Origin of the sequence: Streptomyces sp. NPDC093252, from assembly GCF_040683675.1 — a bacterium.
Classification (GTDB): Bacteria; Actinomycetota; Actinomycetes; order Streptomycetales; family Streptomycetaceae; genus Streptomyces.
On sequence record NZ_JBFBEM010000002.1, the window covers coordinates 149,906 to 170,247 of the forward strand.

Annotated in this window: 17 protein-coding genes and 1 riboswitch; of the genes, 9 read left to right on the forward strand and 8 right to left on the reverse strand. The window is 69.9% G+C overall.

Annotated features, from left to right (window positions below):
* Positions 1-48 precede the first annotated feature (48 nt).
* From AB0O01_RS03860 to AB0O01_RS03895, 8 genes are all read left to right on the forward strand, one after another.
* The gene (locus AB0O01_RS03860) at positions 49-699 is read left to right on the forward strand and encodes a TetR family transcriptional regulator (protein WP_365310732.1); all 651 of its coding nucleotides are present in this window, start codon (positions 49-51) and stop codon (positions 697-699) included.
* 243 nt (positions 700-942) lie between these two features.
* A riboswitch (cobalamin riboswitch) is annotated at positions 943-1,009 on the forward strand.
* 136 nt (positions 1,010-1,145) lie between these two features.
* Entirely contained in the window at positions 1,146-2,396 is a 1,251-nt protein-coding gene (locus tag AB0O01_RS03865) for a prenyltransferase/squalene oxidase repeat-containing protein (protein WP_365310734.1), read from the forward strand.
* Complete coding sequence (locus AB0O01_RS03870) at positions 2,393-3,022, forward strand: SCO2322 family protein (protein ID WP_365310736.1); 630 nt, start codon at positions 2,393-2,395, stop codon at positions 3,020-3,022. The genes AB0O01_RS03865 and AB0O01_RS03870 overlap by 4 nt, the downstream gene beginning before the upstream one ends.
* Entirely contained in the window at positions 3,015-4,181 is a 1,167-nt protein-coding gene (locus AB0O01_RS03875; RefSeq protein ID WP_365310738.1) for a CbiQ family ECF transporter T component, read from the forward strand. The genes AB0O01_RS03870 and AB0O01_RS03875 overlap by 8 nt, the downstream gene beginning before the upstream one ends.
* Positions 4,178-5,857, forward strand: coding sequence for an ATP-binding cassette domain-containing protein (locus AB0O01_RS03880; RefSeq protein ID WP_365310740.1), 1,680 nt, complete (start codon positions 4,178-4,180; stop codon positions 5,855-5,857). The genes AB0O01_RS03875 and AB0O01_RS03880 overlap by 4 nt, the downstream gene beginning before the upstream one ends.
* Entirely contained in the window at positions 5,854-6,687 is an 834-nt protein-coding gene (locus AB0O01_RS03885; protein WP_365310742.1) for an ECF transporter S component, read from the forward strand. Before AB0O01_RS03880 ends, AB0O01_RS03885 begins: the two co-directional genes overlap by 4 nt.
* Before the next feature lie 348 nt (positions 6,688-7,035).
* Complete coding sequence (locus AB0O01_RS03890) at positions 7,036-7,452, forward strand: transglycosylase SLT domain-containing protein (RefSeq protein WP_365310744.1); 417 nt, start codon at positions 7,036-7,038, stop codon at positions 7,450-7,452.
* A gap of 109 nt (positions 7,453-7,561) precedes the next feature.
* Positions 7,562-8,239 (forward strand): YoaK family protein, encoded by a 678-nt coding sequence (locus AB0O01_RS03895; RefSeq protein ID WP_365310746.1) that lies wholly within the window; start codon positions 7,562-7,564, stop codon positions 8,237-8,239.
* A 10-nt stretch (positions 8,240-8,249) separates the two neighbouring features.
* Here the strand turns inward: AB0O01_RS03895 and AB0O01_RS03900 are convergent, their stop codons facing one another.
* On the reverse strand, positions 8,250-8,465 hold the full coding sequence (locus AB0O01_RS03900; RefSeq protein WP_365310748.1) for a DUF397 domain-containing protein: 216 nt from the start codon (positions 8,463-8,465) through the stop codon (positions 8,250-8,252).
* Complete coding sequence (locus AB0O01_RS03905; protein ID WP_365310750.1) at positions 8,425-9,273, reverse strand: helix-turn-helix transcriptional regulator; 849 nt, start codon at positions 9,271-9,273, stop codon at positions 8,425-8,427. Before AB0O01_RS03905 ends, AB0O01_RS03900 begins: the two co-directional genes overlap by 41 nt.
* Before the next feature lie 93 nt (positions 9,274-9,366).
* On the opposite strand from AB0O01_RS03905, the gene AB0O01_RS03910 reads away from it, so the two are divergent.
* Positions 9,367-9,804, forward strand: a complete 438-nt coding sequence (locus AB0O01_RS03910) for an ATP-binding protein (protein WP_365310752.1) — start codon at positions 9,367-9,369, stop codon at positions 9,802-9,804.
* Here the strand turns inward: AB0O01_RS03910 and AB0O01_RS03915 are convergent.
* The 6 genes from AB0O01_RS03915 to AB0O01_RS03940 all read right to left on the reverse strand — a co-directional run bounded on the left by AB0O01_RS03915 (position 9,755) and on the right by AB0O01_RS03940 (position 19,853).
* Positions 9,755-10,066 carry a hypothetical protein gene (locus AB0O01_RS03915; RefSeq protein WP_365310754.1) on the reverse strand — a complete coding sequence of 104 codons (312 nt, stop codon included), beginning with the start codon at positions 10,064-10,066 and terminating at the stop codon, positions 9,755-9,757. The genes AB0O01_RS03910 and AB0O01_RS03915 overlap by 50 nt on opposite strands.
* Entirely contained in the window at positions 10,063-11,409 is a 1,347-nt protein-coding gene (locus AB0O01_RS03920; RefSeq protein WP_365310756.1) for a hypothetical protein, read from the reverse strand. Before AB0O01_RS03920 ends, AB0O01_RS03915 begins: the two co-directional genes overlap by 4 nt.
* A gap of 6 nt (positions 11,410-11,415) precedes the next feature.
* Positions 11,416-11,865 (reverse strand): hypothetical protein, encoded by a 450-nt coding sequence (locus AB0O01_RS03925; protein ID WP_365310758.1) that lies wholly within the window; start codon positions 11,863-11,865, stop codon positions 11,416-11,418.
* Between the two features lie 150 nt (positions 11,866-12,015).
* Entirely contained in the window at positions 12,016-12,303 is a 288-nt protein-coding gene (locus AB0O01_RS03930; protein WP_365310760.1) for a hypothetical protein, read from the reverse strand.
* A gap of 249 nt (positions 12,304-12,552) precedes the next feature.
* On the reverse strand, positions 12,553-12,966 hold the full coding sequence (locus AB0O01_RS03935) for a hypothetical protein (RefSeq protein WP_365310762.1): 414 nt from the start codon (positions 12,964-12,966) through the stop codon (positions 12,553-12,555).
* Positions 12,963-19,853 (reverse strand): polymorphic toxin-type HINT domain-containing protein, encoded by a 6,891-nt coding sequence (locus AB0O01_RS03940; protein ID WP_365310763.1) that lies wholly within the window; start codon positions 19,851-19,853, stop codon positions 12,963-12,965. Before AB0O01_RS03940 ends, AB0O01_RS03935 begins: the two co-directional genes overlap by 4 nt.
* Positions 19,854-20,342 lie beyond the last annotated feature (489 nt).

Here is a 20,342-nt window from a genome sequence, read left to right on the forward strand (position 1 = left end):
TCCTCACAGTTCCTCATGGACTGTCACGGAACCCACGGAACGGTGCCCATGCCTGCGGAAGCCAAGGTGACCAAGGTGGAAGCCAGTAGCGCGCGAGCCGACTCGCCGCCGCTGACCGAGCGGCAGGAGGCGCGGCGCCGCCGCATCCTGCACGCGAGCGCGCAGTTGGCCGGCCGGGGCGGGTTCGACGCGGTGCAGATGCGGGAGGTCGCGGAGTCCTCGCAGGTGGCACTGGGCACGCTGTACCGGTACTTCCCCTCCAAGGTGCATCTGCTGGTGGCGACGATGCAGGCCCAGCTCGACCACATGCACGGCACGCTGCGCAAGAAGCCCCCGGCGGGCGAGACGGCGGCGGAGCGGGTGGCGGAGACCCTGATGCGGGCCTTCCGCGCGCTCCAGCGCGAGCCGCATCTGGCCGACGCGATGGTCCGCGCCCTCACCTTCGCCGACCGCAGCGTCTCCCCCGAGGTGGACCAGGTCTCCCGGCAGACGACGGCGATCATCCTCGACGCGATGGGCCTGGACCACCCCACCCCCGAGCAGCTCTCCGCGGTCCGTGTCATCGAGCACACCTGGCACTCCGCCCTGATCACCTGGCTCTCCGGCCGCGCCTCGATCGCCCAGGTGAAGATAGACATCGAGACGGTGTGCCGGTTGATCGACCTGCCGTCGACGGAGGAGCGGCCGACGGCACGGTGAGGTGCCGCCCGGACGGTCCGACCCACCCGACCGAGCCCGCTCACCGCCCCCGGCGCCCCTTCACTCCGGCGCGTGGTGGACGCACTGCGCCGAGCCCCGCACCCCCTGGCGGCTCGCCACCCTCATGACCTGGAACCGGCCGGTGACGGGCGGCGAGCCGGTGAGATATGTCGCGGTGTGCGGCGGGATGGGCCGTTCGGGGCGCCCGGTAGAGTAAGCAGGTCGTATCACCTCCGTCCGCGAGGAAGCCGGTGCGAATCCGGCGCTGACCCGCAACCGTATGGGCCCCCAGGGCTCTGAGCCGGACCACCGCCGACGGACAAGTGACCGGCTCATGCGCACCGGCGTCCGCCGGTCGCGGCACCGTCGAGGCATACGGAGCCGAGCCGCCCGGGGTGCCCGCCCGGTGCTGCCCGCCTCCGCACAGGAAAGGGCTCCCGCCGACCATGTTCGTCCGCCGCAGTGCCGCGGTCGTCGCCGCCGCCTTCGGGATCGGCGCCCTCGCCGCTCCGCTCGCCCAGGCCGCCGACCCCTCCCCCTCGCCCTCCGTGACGCTCCCGGAGGGCCTGTACGGCACGGCCGACCCGACGTACGACGGTGTCTGGCGCCAGTCGCTGGCGCTGCTCGCCCAGTCGTCGGTGGGCGTCACCCCGGCCGACCGGGGCGTGGACTGGCTGGCCGGCCAGCAGTGCGCCAACGGCGGCTTCGCCGCCTACCGCCCCGACCCGGCGGCGGACTGCGGCACCAAGACACCGCTGGACTCCAACAGCACCGCCGCCGCCGTCCAGGCCCTCGCCGCGCTCGGCGGCCACGACGCCGCCACCGGCAGGGCCGTCACCTGGCTGAAGTCCGTGCAGAACACGGACGGCGGCTGGGGCTACACCCCCGGCGGCCCCAGCGACACCAACTCCACCGGCCTGGTCGTCGGCGCCCTCACCGCGACCGGCGAGAAGCCCGCCGAGGTCCGCAAGGACGGCAAGTCGCCCTACGACGCCCTGCTCGCCCTGAGCGTCCCCTGCGACGACACCGAGGGCGGCGGCGCCTTCGCCTACCAGCCCGAGCAGAACGGCGACCTCCTCGCCAACGCCGACGCCACCGCCGCAGGCGCCCTGGGCGCCCTCGGCACCGGCCTCAACGCGGAGGCCCCCGACACGACCGCCCCCGCCACGGCGAAGTGCGCCGACGCCGCCACTCCCGCGCAGGCCGCCGCCAACGCCACCGCCTGGCTCACCGCCGCCCTCGCCGGGAACGACGACCACCTCACCTCCACCCTCCCCGGCGCCGAGGACCAGCCGGACTACGGCAACACCGCCGACGCCGTGGTCGCGCTGGCCGCGCTGGGCGAGGACAGGCAGGCCCGCGCCTCCATGACCTGGCTGGAGCGCAACGCGCGCGCCTGGGCCGACGCCTCCGGCCCCGCCGCCCACGCCCAGCTCGTGCTGGCCGCGCACGCGATCGGCGACGGCCCCGAGGAGTTCGGCGGCACCGGCCTCATCGACCGTCTCAACGCCAGCGGCCCGGCCCCGGCGGCCACCGACGACCTGGTGGAGAAGCGCGTGGTCGAGAAGGAGACCACGGCCTCCGCCGAGGACGACGACTCCCCCTTCGGTGTCTGGTGGTACGTCGGCGTGTTCGGCGTCGTGGGCGTCGGCATCGGCTTCCTGGTCAGCGGTCGCAACCGCGGCGACCGGCCGTGATCCGCCGGTTCCTCCCGCTTCTGCCGGCCGCGCTGCTGCTCGTCCTCACGGGCGCGGCGGGCCAGGCCCAGGCCGCCGGCTACCGCTACTGGTCGTTCTGGGACCGGGAGGGCGGCACCTGGCTCTACGCCGACCGCGGCCCCTCCCTGTCCCGCCCCGCCGACGGCGCCGTCCAGGGCTTCCGCTTCGCGGTGAGCGAGGACTCCCAGGACGCGACGGCCCCGCGCGGCCCGGCCGACTTCGCCACGATCTGCGCCGACATCCCCGAGAAGGCGGGCCACAAGCGGGTGGCCCTGGTCCTGGACTTCGGTACGGCGACGGACGCCCCGTCCGGCGAGACCCCGCCGCCCGCCCGCACGGCCTGCGCGAGCGTGGCCCCCGACGCGACGACCGCCGAGTCCCTGGCCGCCGTCGCCAAGCCCCTGCGCTACGACTCCAACGCCCTGCTCTGCGCGATCTCGGGATACCCGGAGCGGGGCTGCGGGGAGCAGGTGTCCCCCGAGGCGACGAAGAAGACCCCGCCGAAGGACAAGGGCCCGTCCCTGGGCCTGTGGGCGGGCGGGGCGGCGGTCGTCGCGCTGGGCGGGGCGGCGGCTTGGCAGGCTTGGCGCCGCCGACGTGCCTGAGCGACAACACCCCCCAGGAGCACGGGGAACTGCGCGCCCAGCCCCAACGGCGCCGCACCCACCCCCCACAGCACCCACCCCCCACCCCGCCCCCACCCACCCCGGAGCCTGGTGGCTCTGGGCCCTCGCCCTCGGTACAGCCGCCACCCGCACCACCAACCCCCTCCTCCTCACCCTCCTCATCACCGTCTCCGCCTATGTGGTCGCCGCCCGCCGCCCCGAAGCCCCCTGGGCCCGCTCGTACGACGCCTTCCTCAAGCTCGCCCTCGCCGTCATCGTGATCCGCCTCCTCTTCGCGGTGCTGCTCGGCTCCCCCCTCCCCGGCACCCACACCCTCCTCACCCTCCCCGAGGTCCCCCTCCCCGACTGGGCGCAGGGCATCCGCCTCGGCGGCGAGGTGACCCTCGAATCCCTGCTGGCCGCGTTCTACGACGGGCTGCGCCTGGCGACGATGCTGATCTGCGTCGGCGCCGCGAACGCCCTCGCGAACCCGTCCCACCTGCTGAAGTCCCTGCCGGGCGCGCTGTACGAGATGGGGGTCGCGGTGGTCGTCGCCCTCACCTTCGCCCCGCATCTGATCGCCGACGTCCGCCGTCTGCGGGCGGCCCGGCGGCTGCGGGGCCGCCCGGACCGGGGTGTGCGGGGCCTGCTCCAGGTCGGGCTGCCGGTGCTGGAAGGGGCCCTGGAGCGGTCGGTGGCGCTGGCCGCCGCGATGGACGCGCGTGGCTACGGCCGTACCGCCGAGGTCGCGCCCGCCGTGCGCCGGACCACCGCCGCGCTCACCCTCACCGGGCTGCTCGGGGTCTGCGCGGGAACGTACGGGCTGCTCACCGCGGCGGGCGGCGCCTATGGGCTGCCGGTGCTGCTGCTGGGGCTGGCCGCCGCGCTGGGCGGGCTGTGGCTGGGCGGGAAGCGCTCGCCCCGGACCCGTTACCGCCCCGACCGCTGGGACGCGCGGGCCTGGCTGGTGACCGGCTCGGGCGTGGTGGTCGCCGCCGCGATGACGGCCGCCGACCCGGCGGCGCTGCACCCGGGGATCATCCCGCCGACCGTGCCCGAACTGCCGCTGTGGCCCGCGGCGGCGATCCTGCTGGGCCTGCTCCCGGCGTTCGTCACCCCGGCGCCCCGGCCCGTCTCCACCCCGAGGGAACCCGCATGATCCGCTTCGACGAGGTCTCGGTCACCTACTCCGGCACGGCCGGGCCGACCGTCCAGGGCATCGACTTCGAGGTGCCGGAGGGCGAACTCGTACTCCTCGCGGGCCCCTCCGGGGTCGGCAAGTCGACCGTGCTGGGCGCGGTGAGCGGTCTGGTCCCGCACTTCACCGGGGGCACCCTGCGCGGCCGGGTCACGGTGGCAGGCCGGGACACCCGCACCCACAGGCCGCGCGAGCTGGCGGACGTGGTCGGCACGGTGGGCCAGGACCCGCTGTCCCACTTCGTCACCGACACCGTCGAGGACGAACTCGCCTACGGCATGGAGTCCCTGGGCGTCGCCCCGGACGTGATGCGCCGCCGCGTCGAGGAGACCCTCGACCTGCTCGGCCTCGCCGACCTGCGCCACCGCTCCATCGCCACCCTCTCCGGCGGCCAGCGCCAGCGCGTCGCCATCGGCTCGGTGCTCACCCCGCACCCCCGGGTGCTGGTGCTGGACGAGCCGACGTCCGCGCTGGACCCGGCGGCGGCCGAGGAGGTCCTCGCCGTCCTCCAACGCCTGGTGCACGACCTCGGTACGACGGTGCTGCTCGCCGAGCACCGGCTGGAGCGGGTGGTGCAGTACGCCGACCAGGTCGTCCTGCTCCCGGCGCCGGGGGCCGCGCCCGTGCGGGGCACCCCGGCGGAGGTGATGGCGGTGTCGCCGGTGTACCCGCCGGTGGTGGAGCTGGGCAGGCTCGCGGGCTGGTCCCCGCTGCCCCTGACGATCCGCGACGCCCGGCGCCGGGCGGGGGCGGCCGGGGGGTTGCGGGAGCGGTTGGCGGAGGCGGCCGGGGGATCGCGGGAGCGGCTGGCGGAGGCGGCCGGGGGATCGCGGGAGCGGTCGGCGGGACGTGCTCCTCACCTGACGGACACCCCCGCCTCCCCTTCCGCCCTCGCGGAGGCCCGCTCCCTCTCCGTCCGCCGCGACCGGATCCCCGCCCTGCGCTCGGTGGAGCTGACCGTGTCCCCCGGCGAGACCATCGCCCTGATGGGCCGCAACGGCGCCGGGAAGTCGACGCTGCTGTCGGCGCTGGTCGGCCTGGTGGCACCGGCGTCGGGATCGGTCCGGGTCGGGGACCTCGTCCCCGCCAGGGCGGCCCCGCGCGAGCTGGTGCGCCGGGTCGGGCTGGTCCCGCAGGAACCCCGGGACCTGCTGTACGCGGACACGGTCGCCGGGGAGTGCGCGGCGGCGGACCGGGACGCCGGGGCGGCGCCGGGCACCTGCCGGGCCCTGGTGACGGACCTGCTGCCGGAGATCGCCGACGACCTCCACCCGCGCGACCTCTCCGAGGGCCAGCGCCTCACCCTCGCGCTGGCCGTCGTCCTGACCGCCCGCCCGCCGCTGATCCTGCTGGACGAGCCGACCCGGGGCCTGGACTACGCGGCGAAGGCGCGGCTGGTGGCGCGGCTGCGGGCGCTGGCGGCGGACGGGCACGCGATCATCCTGGCCACGCACGATGTGGAGCTGGCGGCGGAGCTGGCGCACCGGGTGGTGCTGCTGGCGGAGGGCGAGGTGATCGCGGACGGCCCGACCGCCGAGGTGGTGGTGTCGTCGCCGTCGTTCGCGCCGCAGGTGACGAAGGTGCTGGCGCCCGAGCGCTGGCTGACCGTGACGCAGGTCCGCGAGGCCCTCGCGTGAGCCGCCCGGCCTCCGTCCCGCAGGCCCGTGCCGTACGGCTGGGCCCGCGTTCGATTCTCGCCCTGCTGCTGGTGAGCGCGGTGGGGGTGGGGGCGCTGGGCTGGCCGTTCCTGGCGCCGCCGGAGTCGAGTGTGGCCGCGCACAGTCAGGACGCGCCCTGGCTGTTCGCGGGGCTGCTGGTGCTGCTGGTGGCGGTGGTGGGGGCGACGATCTCGGAATCGGGGCTCGGACCGAAGGCGGTGGCCATGGTCGGGGTGCTGGCGGCGACCGGCGCGGCGCTGCGGCCGATCGGCGCCGGGACGGCCGGGATCGAGCCGATGTTCTTTCTGATGGTGCTGAGCGGCCGGGTGCTGGGCCCGGGGTTCGGTTTCGTGCTGGGCTCGCTGACCATGTTCGCGTCGGCGCTGCTGACCGGCGGGGTGGGGCCGTGGCTGCCGTTCCAGATGCTGTCGATGGGCTGGTTCGCGATGGGCGCGGGCCTGCTCCCGGGCCCGGACCGGCTGCGGGGCCGGGGCGAACTCCTCCTCCTCTCCTCCTACGGCTTCCTGGGCGCCTTCGCCTACGGCACGGCGATGAATCTGGCGGGCTGGCCGTTCATGGCCGAGAACAGCACCGCCATCGCCTTCGACGCGGACGCGCCGGTGGCGGTGAATCTGGCCCGGTTCGTGGCGTACTGCCTGGCGACGTCCCTGGGCTGGGATCTGGGGCGGGCGGTGGTGACGGTGGCGCTGACCTGGCTGGTGGGTCCGGCGGTGCTGAAGGCGCTGCGGCGGGCGACCCGCAGGGCCGCGTTCGAGACGCCGGTCACCTTCGACGCCCCCGTACGGTGAGCCGCTGTGCGCCGCCGGTGACGCGGACCGGCCCCCGCCCGTGAAGCACCCCACGTGACCGGGCTCACCTACGATCCGCCCTCGTAGCGCCAGCACCTGGCATGCACGCGTCTTTCTGCCCTCTGACCTGCGGTTTGAGAGCCAGATCACACACCCGACGAACACCGGCAATGCGACCACAACTAGTAAAAGGGGTCATTGCGGTCGTATCGCAAGCCTGTTTCTCTGGACGACGTCGCAAGGCGCCGATGTCCCCCCGGGGGCCGCGGCGCCCTGGTTTGCCCCCGCCGCGCCCCGCGTGGTGGCCGGGCGGACCGCGACCCCACGTCCCCGAAGAAAAGGTTCACTGTGTCCGTCTCGCTCATCCGCCGTATCGCGTCCCCGAAGAAGGCCGTCACCGCCGCCGCCCTGGCCGCCACCGCCGCGGGCCTGGCGCTCACCGCCTCCCCCGCCCAGGCCGTGACCACCGCGTCCCCCGCCTCGGCCCAGGCCATCGCGAAGCAGATGATCCCGAACTCCGCGCACTACACCGCCTTCTCCAACATCGTCCAGCGCGAGAGCGGCTGGAACGTCACCGCGACGAACGCCTCCTCCGGCGCCTACGGCCTGGTCCAGGCCCTCCCGGCCTCGAAGATGGCCTCGGCCGGCTCCGACTGGAAGACCAACCCCGCCACCCAGATCGAGTGGGGCATCGACTACATGAACTCCCGCTACGGCAGCCCGCTCGGCGCCTGGGAGTTCTGGCAGGCGAACGGCTGGTACTGAGCCGTTCCTGCTGCGCAGGGCTCATGACGTACGAAGGCGGCGGCACCGGATGATCTCCGGGCCGCCGCCTTAGGCGTGTCCTGGCAGGCACCCGTGCTCCACTGATCCGATGACCATCGCCGCCCCCCGGATCCGGGGCCGTCTGCGCCTCACCTACGTCCTGCTCCTCCTCACCGTCTCCAGCGGGATGATCGACGCGGTCAGCTATCTGGGCCTGGTCCATGTGTTCACCGCGAACATGACCGGCAATGTGGTGGTGCTCGGTTTCGCCACGGCCGGGGCGGCGGGCTTCTCCGTCCCCCACACCGCGACCTCGATCGCCTGCTTCGCGCTCGGCGCGATCGGCGGGGGCCGCCTCGCGGGCCGTCTCGCGCCCCGCTCCCGGGGCCGCTGGGCCCGCGCCTCCCTCGCCCTGGAAGCGGCCCTCGTCCTGGCCGCCGCGCTCGTGGCCTTCGCGATGCCGGACGACCCCGTCCGCCCCTACCTCCTCGTCGCCCTCACCGCCCTGGCGATGGGCATGCGCAACGCGACCGTCCGCAAACTCGGCGTCCCCGGCATCACCACCACCACGGTCGTCACCAGCACCCTCACCGCCCTCGCCGCCGAGTCCCCCTTCGGCGGCGGCGACGGCGCGGGCGGCCTGCTGCGGGTGCTCGCCGTGGTCGCCCTCTTCAGCGGCGCGCTGCTCGGCGCGTGGCTGTTCCTGGACCATGGGATGGGCGTCCCGCTGCTGGTGGTGGCGGTGCTGGCGGGGTTGCTGGCGGTACTGGCCTCCGACCGCGACTGACTCCGTCCCGTCAGCGGGCGGTTTCGGCGCCGGACGCGGCCCAGCCGACGAAGGCGGTGAAGGCGGCGGGACCGAGGGTGAGGATCGGTCCCGCCGGGGTCTTGGAGTCGCGGAGGGCGATGGATGCGTGGGGCGCTGAAGCGACTTCGAGGCAGTTGCCGCCCTGATCGCTGCTGTAGCTGGACTTACGCCACTGGATCTCGCTCAGAATGACTTCGCTCGCCATAGCGTTCCTCCATCACATGCCGGATCAACTCCGCCGAGTCCCTGAGGGAGAGGGCGGCGGCTTGGAGATGATCGTAACGGAGCGAGCAGTCCTGAACCGTGTCCGGATTGGCGGTGGGATGCCCGCTGCCGTACCCCTCGGTGTAGACGATGGGCGGATCACTCGGAAAGCGGAAGAGGTCGAACGAGCCTGTCATCCCGGCATGCGCACCAGCCGAGAACGGCAGCACCTGCACATTGACCCGGGGATTGTGCTCAAAGGCCAACAACCTGGCCAGTTGCTCGCGCATGACGTCGTTGCCGCCGATCCGCAGACGCAGGGCGGCTTCGCTGAGGATCGCCCAGAAGACCGGCGGACGACTCTTCTCGAAGATCCGCTGGCGGGCAAGTCGGACGGCCGTACGGTCGTCGAGGTCGGCGTCGTCGAGCAGTCCGAGCACGGACCGCGCGTAGGCAGAGGTCTGCAACAGGCCATGCACTATCTGGGCCTCGAAACAAAGGACTTCGGTCGCCCGGGTCTGCAACTCGGCCACCTGCTGGAACCAGGCCGGAAGCTGACTGCGCAGCACGAGCACAAGGAGCCGGGAGAGCACTCCACCTGTCCCGAGCGCGGCGTCGACGCGCTCGCTGAACGCCTCCGTCGGCAGCTTGCGGGCGGTCTCGATCTGGCCAACCAGGGAGCCGGTGTAGTTGACGATCTCACCGAGCTGCTTCTGGGTGAGCCCGGCGGCCTCACGAAGTCGCCGTAGCTCGAAACCGTAGTAATCGAGGGGCGAGGCACCGGGGTCGAGGACGTTGATATGAGTCACGTGGGGGGACTCCTCTCAGGCAACTCGCACCACACTGTGACGAGTTGCTTCCGTTGCGTAGTCAGGGTAGTGGCGCACGGCCAGCCTGGAGGGGTGAACGCAAACTTCCCCCACCAGTACCGCATGAGCCTCACCGTCGCCGAGCACTCGGCCCGTCACATCCGCCGCATCATCCGCACGCTGCTCAAGGAGTGGGGGGTGGAGGAGGTGACCGAGGCCGTGGAACTGGCGGCGACGGAGCTGGTCACCAACGTCGTACGCCATGTCCCGGACCGCTCCTGCACGATCCGGATCGCCCGGCACGGGTCCGGGGCGCGGGTGGAGGTGACGGACAGGTCCCCGCGCCTGCCCGTGACCCTCCCGCGGGCTCCTTCCCCGGAGTCGGAGAACGGGAGGGGGCTGCTGGTAGTGGAGGGGCTGGTGGACAAGTGGGGGGTGGACAGGGTCCCGGGGGTGGGGAAGACGGTGTGGTTCGAGTGCCTCAAAGCTCCGGAGCGAGCAGCGTCAGCCGGAGAACCGCCGCGAGAATGAGAACCGCCGGGAGCAGATACCACCCCTTGCGCAGCCAGGCCGCTTTCACGCAGGCGAGGGTGAGGGCGGCCAGGAGGAGGGAGAGGGCGAGGACGAGCCCGGAGGCGAACTGGGAGTGGGCGACGGTCTCGCTGTCCCAGGGGCCGACGGGCTCGGCCATGTAGGCGAGATAGATGAAGTAGAGGGCGATGAGGTGCCCGAGGGTGAGGAGAGCCCCGGAGACGGCGGAGGCGGCCCGGGTGAGGGAGGGGGAGCGGCTCACCGCAGGGCCTCTCTGGCGTCGTCGAGATTCCGGTCGAAGCCGCGGCCGTACGCCTGGGCGTTCGGGTCCTGATAGTAGGGCCCGCCGTTGTAGCGGGCGGCCAGCTCCTGCATCTGTTCGCGGGTCATCTGCTCGGGCGGGATGTCGGCGAAGCCGCTCTCGGCCTTGAGCTGGGCGAGGTATTCGGAGGCGATGAAGATGTTCTGGGCGGGGTCCTTGACCGCGCTGACGACCTGGTCGCGCTGGCCGTCGGTGAGCTGGTCGGGGTCGTAGCCCAGTACCTCGGCGGCGCGGCGGACCTGGATGGAGAGGGGGCCCATGGAGGTCTCGTCGGGGTCGTTGGTGAAGGGGAGGAAGCCGCGTCCCTCGTAGGCCAGGTCGTCGAGGAGGGCGGGGTCGCCCATGACTTCCTGCCAGGCGATACCGGCGACCATTTCGGGTGGGAGGCCGGAGTCGTGGGCGGCGGCGTTGATCAGTTCCCGGTTGCCGGAGATGTACTCGCGGCGGCCGTCGTCGGAGGTGGAGGGGAGCCAGTAGTTGTTGCCCTGGCCGTCCGGGAGGCTGTCGACGCGCATCTGGATCCGGTAGAGGGACTCGGTGATCAGGACCTGCTCACCGGCGGTGGGGGTGGGCATCTCGTCGACCTTCGGGCCGGAGCCGGGGAGTTGGGCATAGGGGTTGGTGCTGGCCTGGCGGGCTTCGGCCCGCAGGGGCCCGAGGGTGCGCAGGAGTTGTTCGGGATCACCGAGGGGGCTGCGGAAGTCGGGCAGGGAGCGGTGGGCGGCGCGGAGTTCGGCGACGCAGGTGTCGCGGGCCTCGGACTCGACGCGGAGGGCGTCGGCGTAGTGGTCCTTGGTCTGCTGGTAGTAGCGCTCGGCGTCCTCGCGGATGGCGTCGAGGTCGACGCCCAGTTCGGCGAACCAGTCCATGACGCCGGTGCTGGCCCGGAGGTCCTCCCACTGGCGGAGGGGTTCGGCGGCGCGGGCGGTGGGGGTGATGGCGGTGGCTTCCCTGGCCATCACCTCCGAGAGCCTGCCTTCGCTGTCCTTGCCGCTGCGGTAGTGGCTCTTGGCGGTGGAGACGGCGCCGGAGTAGGTGGTGAGGGCGTCCGCCACGGTGCGGAAGGCGCGCGCGAGGGCGTCGGTCAGCTCCCTCGCCTCGGTCAGACGCCGGGCGTGGAGATCGCGGGCCTCGCTGCGCCAGTCGATCTCCCCTGCCTTGCGAAAAGCGTCGTCGGTGGTGTCGATGAGCCGGTGCAGCCGGGTGAACTCGGCCGCGCCGCGCCCGATGAGCGCGGGATTGGCGTCTTCCAGGAACTCGACATCGACGCGATAGGCGGCCACCCCGGATCACCGGTCCCCGGCGTCGGTGTAGAGCCCGTCGGTGAGGACGGAGTCCAGCTTCCTGCGCACCAGTTCGTCATATTCCGCGTACGTGCTGTTCGCCGACCTGAGCTTGCCGGCCAGGGCGGCGAGCAGGACGACGGCGTCCGTGTACTGGTCCTTGGCGTACCGGGCGAAGATCTCGACATTGGCGGCGACTTCGGGGTGCGACCGGGGAGTCCGGCCCATAGTGGCGTTCTCACCGTCCATCCGCCCCTCGTACAGCACACCCGCGATCTCCAGCAGCAGATGCGAACTGCCGTCGATGGACTCGGCGTTGGCGGCGAAGCCGTCACCGGGCGCACCGGAGCCACCCCCGTCGACCGGCAACTGATTGAGCCGCATACCCACCGCCGCCTGCTCCGCCCGAGCAACGGCGTCAGCCTTCAACTGCGCCCATTCCTCTTCCCACGACACGATGCTCCCCCGTCCGAGCGCCCACCCCACCCATCCCATTCCGTCACCTGGGTGGGTACCAGGAAGTTTGCCATGCCCACGCCGGACGGGTCCGGGCCCGGGGCTCGGCCCGGCGCGGGTGGCATCCGGCCACTTCCAGCACAGCCCGCACTACTGCGGCACCATGCGGCGAATCACCGGATTGGCGGCCAGCCCGGGAATCTCCGAGGTCAGAATCGCATACGCGTCGCGACAGAACTCCGAGAAAACACGCCCGAGTTCCTCACCCTCGACGGCAACTCGCCAGGAATGATTCGACGAAGTCACGGCAACGAGATCACCATCGCAACACAACTGGATAACCTCTTCGCTTTCCGTGAAGCCAGAAACCGCGTCCTCTCCTGACAAGATGCACTGGGCTGCACGGAAAAGGGAAAGTGCCAGATCCACGAGCATCATGAATCTCCACTTCGAGATAACCTCCACGCCGCCCACGACCAACATCTGGCGTCCACGCCCACGTCCGGCTCCGCCTCCAGCACCAGGCCATCGACACCCTCAGCAACGCCCTCAACCCGACTGATACCCCCGACGACCCGCCCGCCGCTGCCATCGTCCGCTGACACTGCCGTCACCGTTGCCGTCAAACCGTTGAAGAGCCCCACCGAAACACAACTCGGTGGGGCTCTTGAGGCCGATCGACTCACCTCAAAGGAGATCGCTGTCGGCGCCGCCTAGTCGGTCGTCCACAGCCGCGCGAATTTCGCTCCAGGGGTCGTGTCGAAGGGATTCCAATGTCTCCCTCGACGTGTTCCTGTGCTGCGCGACTCTCATTCTGATCGATTCGTCCACATCGAGAGCGAGGTGCTCGAGAAGGTGCGGTGACAGTTTCCGCTTCATGACCACCATGAAACGGACGCGAGTATCAGGGTCGTCGATCAGCATTTCCAGAACAGCCAACGGCACCGTCTTGTTCTGGACAACTGCCACTCGTTCTTCCGGATATCGATCGACGACCTCCATCCATACCTGCGCTGGCGCCTCCTCAACTGCCGCCCTGCGGCATTCCTGTGGATCTGAGCTGTTGCGCAGCCGTACGAACTCGTCGGCAGTCTCGATCATCTTTTGACGCCCCGCAAATTGCTGTTCGGTATAAATTTCCCCGTATCACCCTTCCACTTGTCCGGCATGTAGTCGCCATATTTATCGGCATCCGAGATCCATTCGAGGCCCTTACTGGTCTCCCTATAGACCTTGAACGCCGATTCGCCGTGGCCGGTCACATCCGGAGTCCACCAGGTACCGTCCGAGGCACTCTTATAGAAGGTGGTCTTGAACGGACCTCCCTTTAGGAGTTTCGTCGAGCCTTCCTTAGTTAGCTGCCAAAGTCCTCGGCCAGCAACATCACAGTTGTTGTTATGAACGAGTACCGGCGTCTCTCCCGCCAGCACATAGTACGTGTGCACCCCCGCAACCGTGAGGTTGAAGGTCACGGCCCGCTGAGTGAAGTCCCTGTTCCCCGTGACGATCACCGTATCGGCATCGTCCGTCCGCAGTGTCATACCCGGTTCGAGCCGATGAGCCTCCACCCAGCGCCCTTCGGAAGGGGACCAGAAGGGATGCTCATACGTCGCGGTGAGCCGGCTGATTCCCTCATCCGTCGCGATGGCGAGTTCGTTGAATCTCTTGTCCTCGTCCGTCCGGATCAGGCGGGTGACCTCACGGGGTCCTGTCTCACCCGTCTCCGGGTCCGTCGCCATGACCTCGTCGCCGACTCGAACGTCCTCGATGTCCTTAATGCCGCCGTCCGCCATCAGGACGTCCGTACCGGCGAGGAAACACTGACCGCAACTCGGCTTTTTGGCGTCCTTGCCCTTGGCCGGGGGCAGTTTGCCCAAGCCGGTGCGTCCGCCGACACCCATCATGCTGACGCCAGCGACGACATTGGTGCTGAAGAAGTTGTAGAAGAATGACTTCTCCGACGGACAGTTTGTGGCATTGCACGCATCGAGCAGCGCCTTGTTCACCTCATTATCGACATATTGGTCCGATTCGGCGTGCTCGGCATAGAATTTTATCCCGCCATACGCCTCTCCCAACTGTGAATAGAAGTGCTGAATAAACCCCGAATTACCACTCCACTCGGCAGGAATGTGAACCCCCGGCAGCAGCGTGACATAGCCGTCGCCGTTCGCATCCTTGTTGCTCGGCCCCTCGTCCTCCCAGGTGACGACGGTGCCCTTGGTGCTTGTACTCGGAACGTTGGTGTTCGACTTGCCGGGGTTTATCACCCCGTCGCCGTTCGGGTCGTTCTTCGGGCAGGGCACATCGAATCCGGCACCGCACCCGATCTTCCGACCGTCCGGGTCGGAGTAGGTGGCCGGGTTCTGCATCCCGTACGAGTAGCCGTTCAGCGTCTGGTGCAGATCGAGCTGCATCAGTGGGTCCACGCTGATGAACTGCCCGGTGCTGGGGTCGTACTCGCGGGCCTCGACGTGGGTCAGGCCGGTGCTCGCGTCGGCCGACTTGCCGAGGAACGCCTTGTCGTCCGGCCATACGCCGGTCGCCTGGCCGCGCGGGCTGCCGAACGGGGTGCTGTAGCGCTTGCTCAGTGCCTGGGTGGCGTCGCCGGTGAGGGAGACACTGCTCGTTCCGTGGTGGTCGGAGGCGAGGAAGCTCAGCTTCTCCGTGCCGCTCTCGTTGCTGCGCAGGGCGATCACGGAACCAGCGGCGCCGTAGTAGCGGTTGGCCCACTTCTTGCCGGTCTTGACATGAACCTCGGTGGCGCCGAGGTACAGCACCGTCTCACCGCCGGGTGCGTTGTCGCGGCGGATGAGGAGAGTGCCGTCGGCGTCGTACAGATAGTTCGTGGACGTTGCCGAGGCGTCGTCGGTCAGCCGGGAGAGCTGCCCCTCCTTGCTCCAGGCCAGCGTCTGGGCGGTGGCGGAGCCGGCCTGCTTGCGACGCTTCTCGGTGTTGCCGGTGTCGTCGTAGGTGTACTGCGGGGCGACGCCGGTGCAACTGGCCGCGGTCGTGGTGGCGGTCAGGGCGTGCGGCCGGGTGGCGTCGTAGCAATAGGTGGTGGTGACCGGTGTGCCGGTGTTGCGGCGTTCGGTCTTGCGCTGTCCTGAGGCGGTGTAGGTGTAGCTGTTCCAATAGGGGGCGGGTCCGCCCAGGTTGGCGGCGGTACGGCCGGCGGCCGAGCAGTCGGCGGTCTTCGGGGTCCACGCCTCGCTCAGCCTGCGATGGGCGTCGTAGGTGAAGCACTGGTTGTCCGTGCCCGTGCCGACGTTGGCGCCGTCACTGATCGCGGTGACATTTCCGGCCGCGTCATAGCTGTAGGTGAGGTCCTGGACCGCGCCTCGGGTCTGGTCGTCGACGGACGCGGTCCGCAGACGACGCGTGCCCGTCTCGTAGGTGTTGGTGAGGAAGACCCGCTTGATGCCCTGGGCCGTCGAGGTGCCGAGTTGGAGCTGGCCGACCTGGCCCAGCGCCGTGTAGTCGGCTCCGAGCAGATACCCCGAGGTCCCGGAGAGCCCCGCCTGCAGGCCCGCGCTGTTGTAGGTGGCGCTGATCAGTTCAGAGGCGAGTCCACCGGCGGCAGGCTCTCTGGTACTGGCGACCGAGCCGTCGAGACGGTAGGTGGTCTCGAAGGACAGGGTGGACGGAACCTGCTGCGAGGTCACCAACGCGTCCGCGGCCGACAGGGTGAGACTGGTCTTGGTGGGCCGGTACAGAGCGTCGTAGGTCGTGACCGACCTCGTGTAGGCGTCCGTCGTGGACTTGCCGTTCTCGTAACGGATCGAGTCGGTCGGCTGCCCCTTCATCACCGAGTCGTACGTCCACTCGCTGAGCTGGTTGGCATCGGTGCGCGTGGTGTGCCACAGCCCTGTCCGGCGACCGTGCTCGTCGTAGGCCGTGAGCAGAAGACGGTTCTCGGCGTCCTTGACGGTGTCCATCTGGTCGAGTTCGGTGTAGGTGGTGATCGTCGTGCCACTGTCGGGGTCCACGGCCTTCACCTGACGGCCGAACAGGTCGTAGGTGTACGACCACGTGGTGTCGTCCGGCCCGGTGGTCGTGTCCGGCTTGCCGTCCCGGGTGAAGGTGTGGCGAACCTTGGTGAACGAGGTGCCGGTGACTGCCCCGTACTCGGTGTCGTTCGGCTGGGTTCCGGCATAGGTGCGGCTCTCCACCTCCCGGCCCAGGTGATCGATGAGGGTGCGGGAGGCATTGCCGCCGGTGGGTGCGCTGGTGGCGACGGAGTCACCGGTGTAGCTGGTCGTGGTCTGCCACTTCTGCACGCCGTCGGCGAGGAAGGTCGACGTGATGGCCCGGCCCGCACCGTCGAACTGGGTCACCTCCTGGGCCCCGCTGCCGTGGGGGACGAGGGCGTAGGTACCGCTGGGGGACTTCAAGTTGTCGTAGACGTCCGACTGGCGTTCGTACGCCAGACCGCGGCTGTCGTAGCGCGTCTCGGTCAGGATGCGTCCGCCCTGTGGAGAGGGCGCCTGTACCTGGATGGGGCGCATCTGGCTGTCGTACAGCGAGTACGTCGTCGTGTAGGTGACACCGTCAGCCTTGAGTGTTGATACCGATGTCCACGGGGCCTGGTCGCGCACGATGCTGTAGCCGAACGTGGCGTTCGCACTGTCGCCGCCGGACTTGCTCCGGTTGGGCAGCCAGGTGGCGGTGATACGGCCCAGGGCGTCATAGGTGTGCTCGGTACGTTTGACGTTGGCGTCGAGTGCGAAGCTGACCGTGCCACGGGCCGGGTCGTAGCCGGTGGTCGTCTGGTGTGTCTGGTTGTTGGAAGCGAGCTTGGGCGCCTTGACGACCTCGGTGGTGAGCGGCCCGGCCGCGGCCGGGAAGTACGTGGTCGCGGTGGTGCGGCCCTTGGCGTCCGTGACGGTGAGCGGGCGGCCGAGCGCTGCCGTCGCGGTGTCGTAGGTCGTGGTGTTCACCGTCTGCCACCCGGTGGCGGCGGAGGGGTTGCGGTCGGCCGTTCCCGAAGCGGCCGGGTACGCCTTGGCACGGCCCGTCCAGGTGGGCAGACCGAGGGTGGGTACCTGGTTGGGCGCCCAGCCGGTCGCCGCGGGGTCGTCGAAGACCACGGCGCTGTCCGACAGGACGTCGCCACGAGTGGCAGAACTGGCGGGCAGGCTGAGGGTGTCGTCCGTGTTCGCACAGGCCTTGGCGACGGCGCGGTTGCGGGACACCAGGCCGGTCAGTCCCTCCGCGGTGTTGCGTGCGTACCAGGTGCGCGTGCAGGTCTCGTCGCCGGTCGAGGCCCAGTTGCCGTGGTCCTCGACACGGGTGGTCATGCCGTAGGCGGTGTCGTATGTGTAGGAGAGGGCGGTGGTCCGCCACTTCTTCGCCACGGTCAGATAGGTGTGGTTGTAGGTGCGGGCCGTTCTGACGAAGTGGGCCCGGATGGAGGCGTACGACTTCTGCTGGCTGGCGGTCTGGTGCGACCACTGGTCCTGGACGCTCGTGGAGATCGCGGTCGAGGCGCCGTCGTAGGAGATCTGCTGGCGCAGTTGCCCGGCATAGCGGTCCAGGTCGTCCACGTCGGCGACATCGAGATCGTCGGTGGTGGTCGTGGAGTCGTTGCTCAGGTCGATGCCCTGGACAACCGCAGTGCGGGTGCTGCCGTCCTTGCGCCGGTCACCGTGCATTCCCTGCATGAAGAGCTGGATGGTCTTGGTTCTCGTGGCTCCGGCATCGCCCGAGTAGGTGGTGACTCTCTGGTAGCCGCGCCAGATGGACCAGGTGCGCTCGCTCGCCTTGGTGAACGGGTCGTCGTTGTAGTGCCAGCCCGGTGTCGCGTACTCGTACGAGGTCTGGGTGCCTGTGTTGCCAGCCGCCGGATCATTGGTGGTGACCGAGGTGACCCGGTACTTGTGGAACCAGTCGAGGGCCGGGTCACCTCCGTTGATGGGCCAGTAGACCGGATAGCAGGCGAGGCTGTTGTTGTCCTCGGCCGCGGGCATGTTGCTGCCTCGCACACACTCCGGCGAGGAGAAGGTGACGGAGGTGATCGCGCCGGTCTCGGAGGTGATGGAGGCGATCCGCGGCCGGGTCAGGGCCAGGATGTTGTCGCTCGTCGAATCGACCCGGTTGGGGCGCTCCTGATAGATGAAGGTGACCGGAGGCACGGCCAGCGCCGTGCCGTTCTTGCCGGTGCGCGTCAGCGAGGTGAGGGTCAGACTCTGATCGGAACTGTTGCCGATGTCCTGGCCGTCCCAGAACGCCTGGCCCAGGGCGTAGGTGTCGACGGGTGCGAACACGTCGGGCTCGGCAACCCGGGACCAGAAGAAGGTGTCGATACTGGACAACCGCTTGCGGGTGAAGAACGACGGGCCGGTGGCCTGGCAGTCCGTCGCGCCCGACGAGCAGATGGTGTCGAAGGGGACGTCGGGCCAGTTGTCCGCGGTGTCGGCGGTCAGGGAGTCGCAGGTGCTGGTGCAGCGTTCCTTGTAGGTGAAGGTGACCTTGTTCGACGCGGGGGCGGTGAACAGGGTGGTGGCACGCTGGCCGTAGAGGATCTCCTTCAGATGGCCGCCGCGGATGTAGCGGGCGAGCGCGGTCTTGTCACCGCTCTTGGCGTAGTGGTTGTCCTCGGCCGTGTACCAGTACGTGGAAGCGTTGCCGTGGATGTCCTCCACCAGGTCGAGATTCCAGCGCCACGCCTGGGTCGCCGCGCGGTTCTTGAACTCGCTGCCTTTGTCGTAGCCGGGCTCACCGGAGTCGTCGCCGAAGACAGGCGCCGTCCACACCGACTGGGTGCGTTCGGTGCCCGCGCCTTCGAGCTTGTTCAGGCCGAAGGTGTATGTGGTGCCGTCGCTGGTGATGAGCTGCCAGTACTCACCGTCCTCATCGCCGTTTTCCGCACCGGTGCGGCGGACGACCTTGGAGCCGTCGTCGTCCTTGAGGCGCCACACCTTGTCGGTGTCGTCCAGGACGAGTTCGGTGGCCTTGCCGTTCAGCACCAGCGAGGCGTTGTCGTACTTCCAGCACAGATCGAACTTGTCGGTCTGTCCGTCGTCCTCGCATGAACCGTAGGTGCGCTCGATGTACGAGGAGGTGAGGTCGAAGCCCTCACCCACCAGGGAGCCCTGGTTGTTGGTGTTCGCGGTGCGGCCGTCGATGCTGCCGGAGTCGTAGGAGAGGGTCAGGGACGGTGCCGGTCCAGCCACTGCGGGAGGTGTGGTGATCGGATAGGACCAGGTGAACGCGCCCGAGGAGTTGCCCGCGGTCCAGGTCGACGAAGAGGAGAGGGGAGTCGCCTTGAAGTCGCCCGACCCGGCCGGTGAGGCGGTCGCCGACGTGGCGATGAGCGCCATGACGGTCGGCGCACTGTCCGACTCGGCGGCGACGGTGGTGCGCGCCGTGACGGTCTCGGCACGCACATCGTTGTCCGAGGAGGTCTCGGCCCGGGTCACCCGGCACCGTTCCTGGCCAGGAGTCGTCAACGCGCAGCCCGGCAGGGTGACCAGACCGGCCCGTGAGCCCCAGTTCCCGCCGATGACGGAGGCGAAGGAGCTGTAGTCGACGGTGACCTGCGCGGCACCGGGTTGCTCGGCCTCGACCGTGAACAGCACGCCGGTGACACCGGCACGGCGGGCCGTCTTCTGGTCCAGGACGGTGATCTTCACCTCGCCGGCTGCACGCTGCCGGGTCTGACGGGACTCATCGGCGGCCACGGGCCGCACGGTGACGGGGCTGGACGCACGCGCCAAGGGGTCCGCCAGCTCGGTCTCGGTCACCGACGGTTCGGGCCAGTCACTGCGGCGTTCGGCATCGGCCGACGCGAAGACCTTCTGGTTGGCCTTCTGCTGCCGCGCCCGCTCGGACCGGGCCTTGGCCGCGCGCGGCGATGTCACCTCCTCCACCTGAGTGGGCCGGACGTCGGTGACATCGGGGCGGCCGGGCAGCTCGGCCGCCACGGCCAGCGGGGTGAGCGGCACCGGTATCGAGAGTACGGCGGCCAGCAGAACAGTCAGCGTCACGCGCCGACGGCGGGCCTGAGGGCGAGGCAGGCGAGAGGACACGGGAAGGCTCTCCGAGTGGGAAGTTCGGCCGGTGAGTGGCCGAAGGCAGGTCGGGGAACGGGGGTGTCGGGCAGGCGAGCGGATGGCTCAGCCGACCGCACATCACCCCCGGCAGGGCGCGGGCAGCGAGCATGTCGCCGCTTCAGTGGTGCCTGGGAGCTTCCGTCCCTAGGAGCCCGCGTACAGGGTCGAGCCCGCGTCGAGTCGAGCCCGCCAGACGCCCAAGTCTCCGAGGCCGCCCCATCCTTGGCATCACTCGTCCACCCCCCGTTCACGTGATCCACACAGGTGAACGAATCAGATAGGCAACAGCCGGTGACTGTCAAGCTACGTGAAGCGAAAAACTCATGCGTGACACGAATAAACCGCTCGCCCCGAACCGGATCGCGCGCCACCGAGAATGGGTGCGGTCCGGCAGCGGCCGGGTGGGCGCAGGCGACATATGAT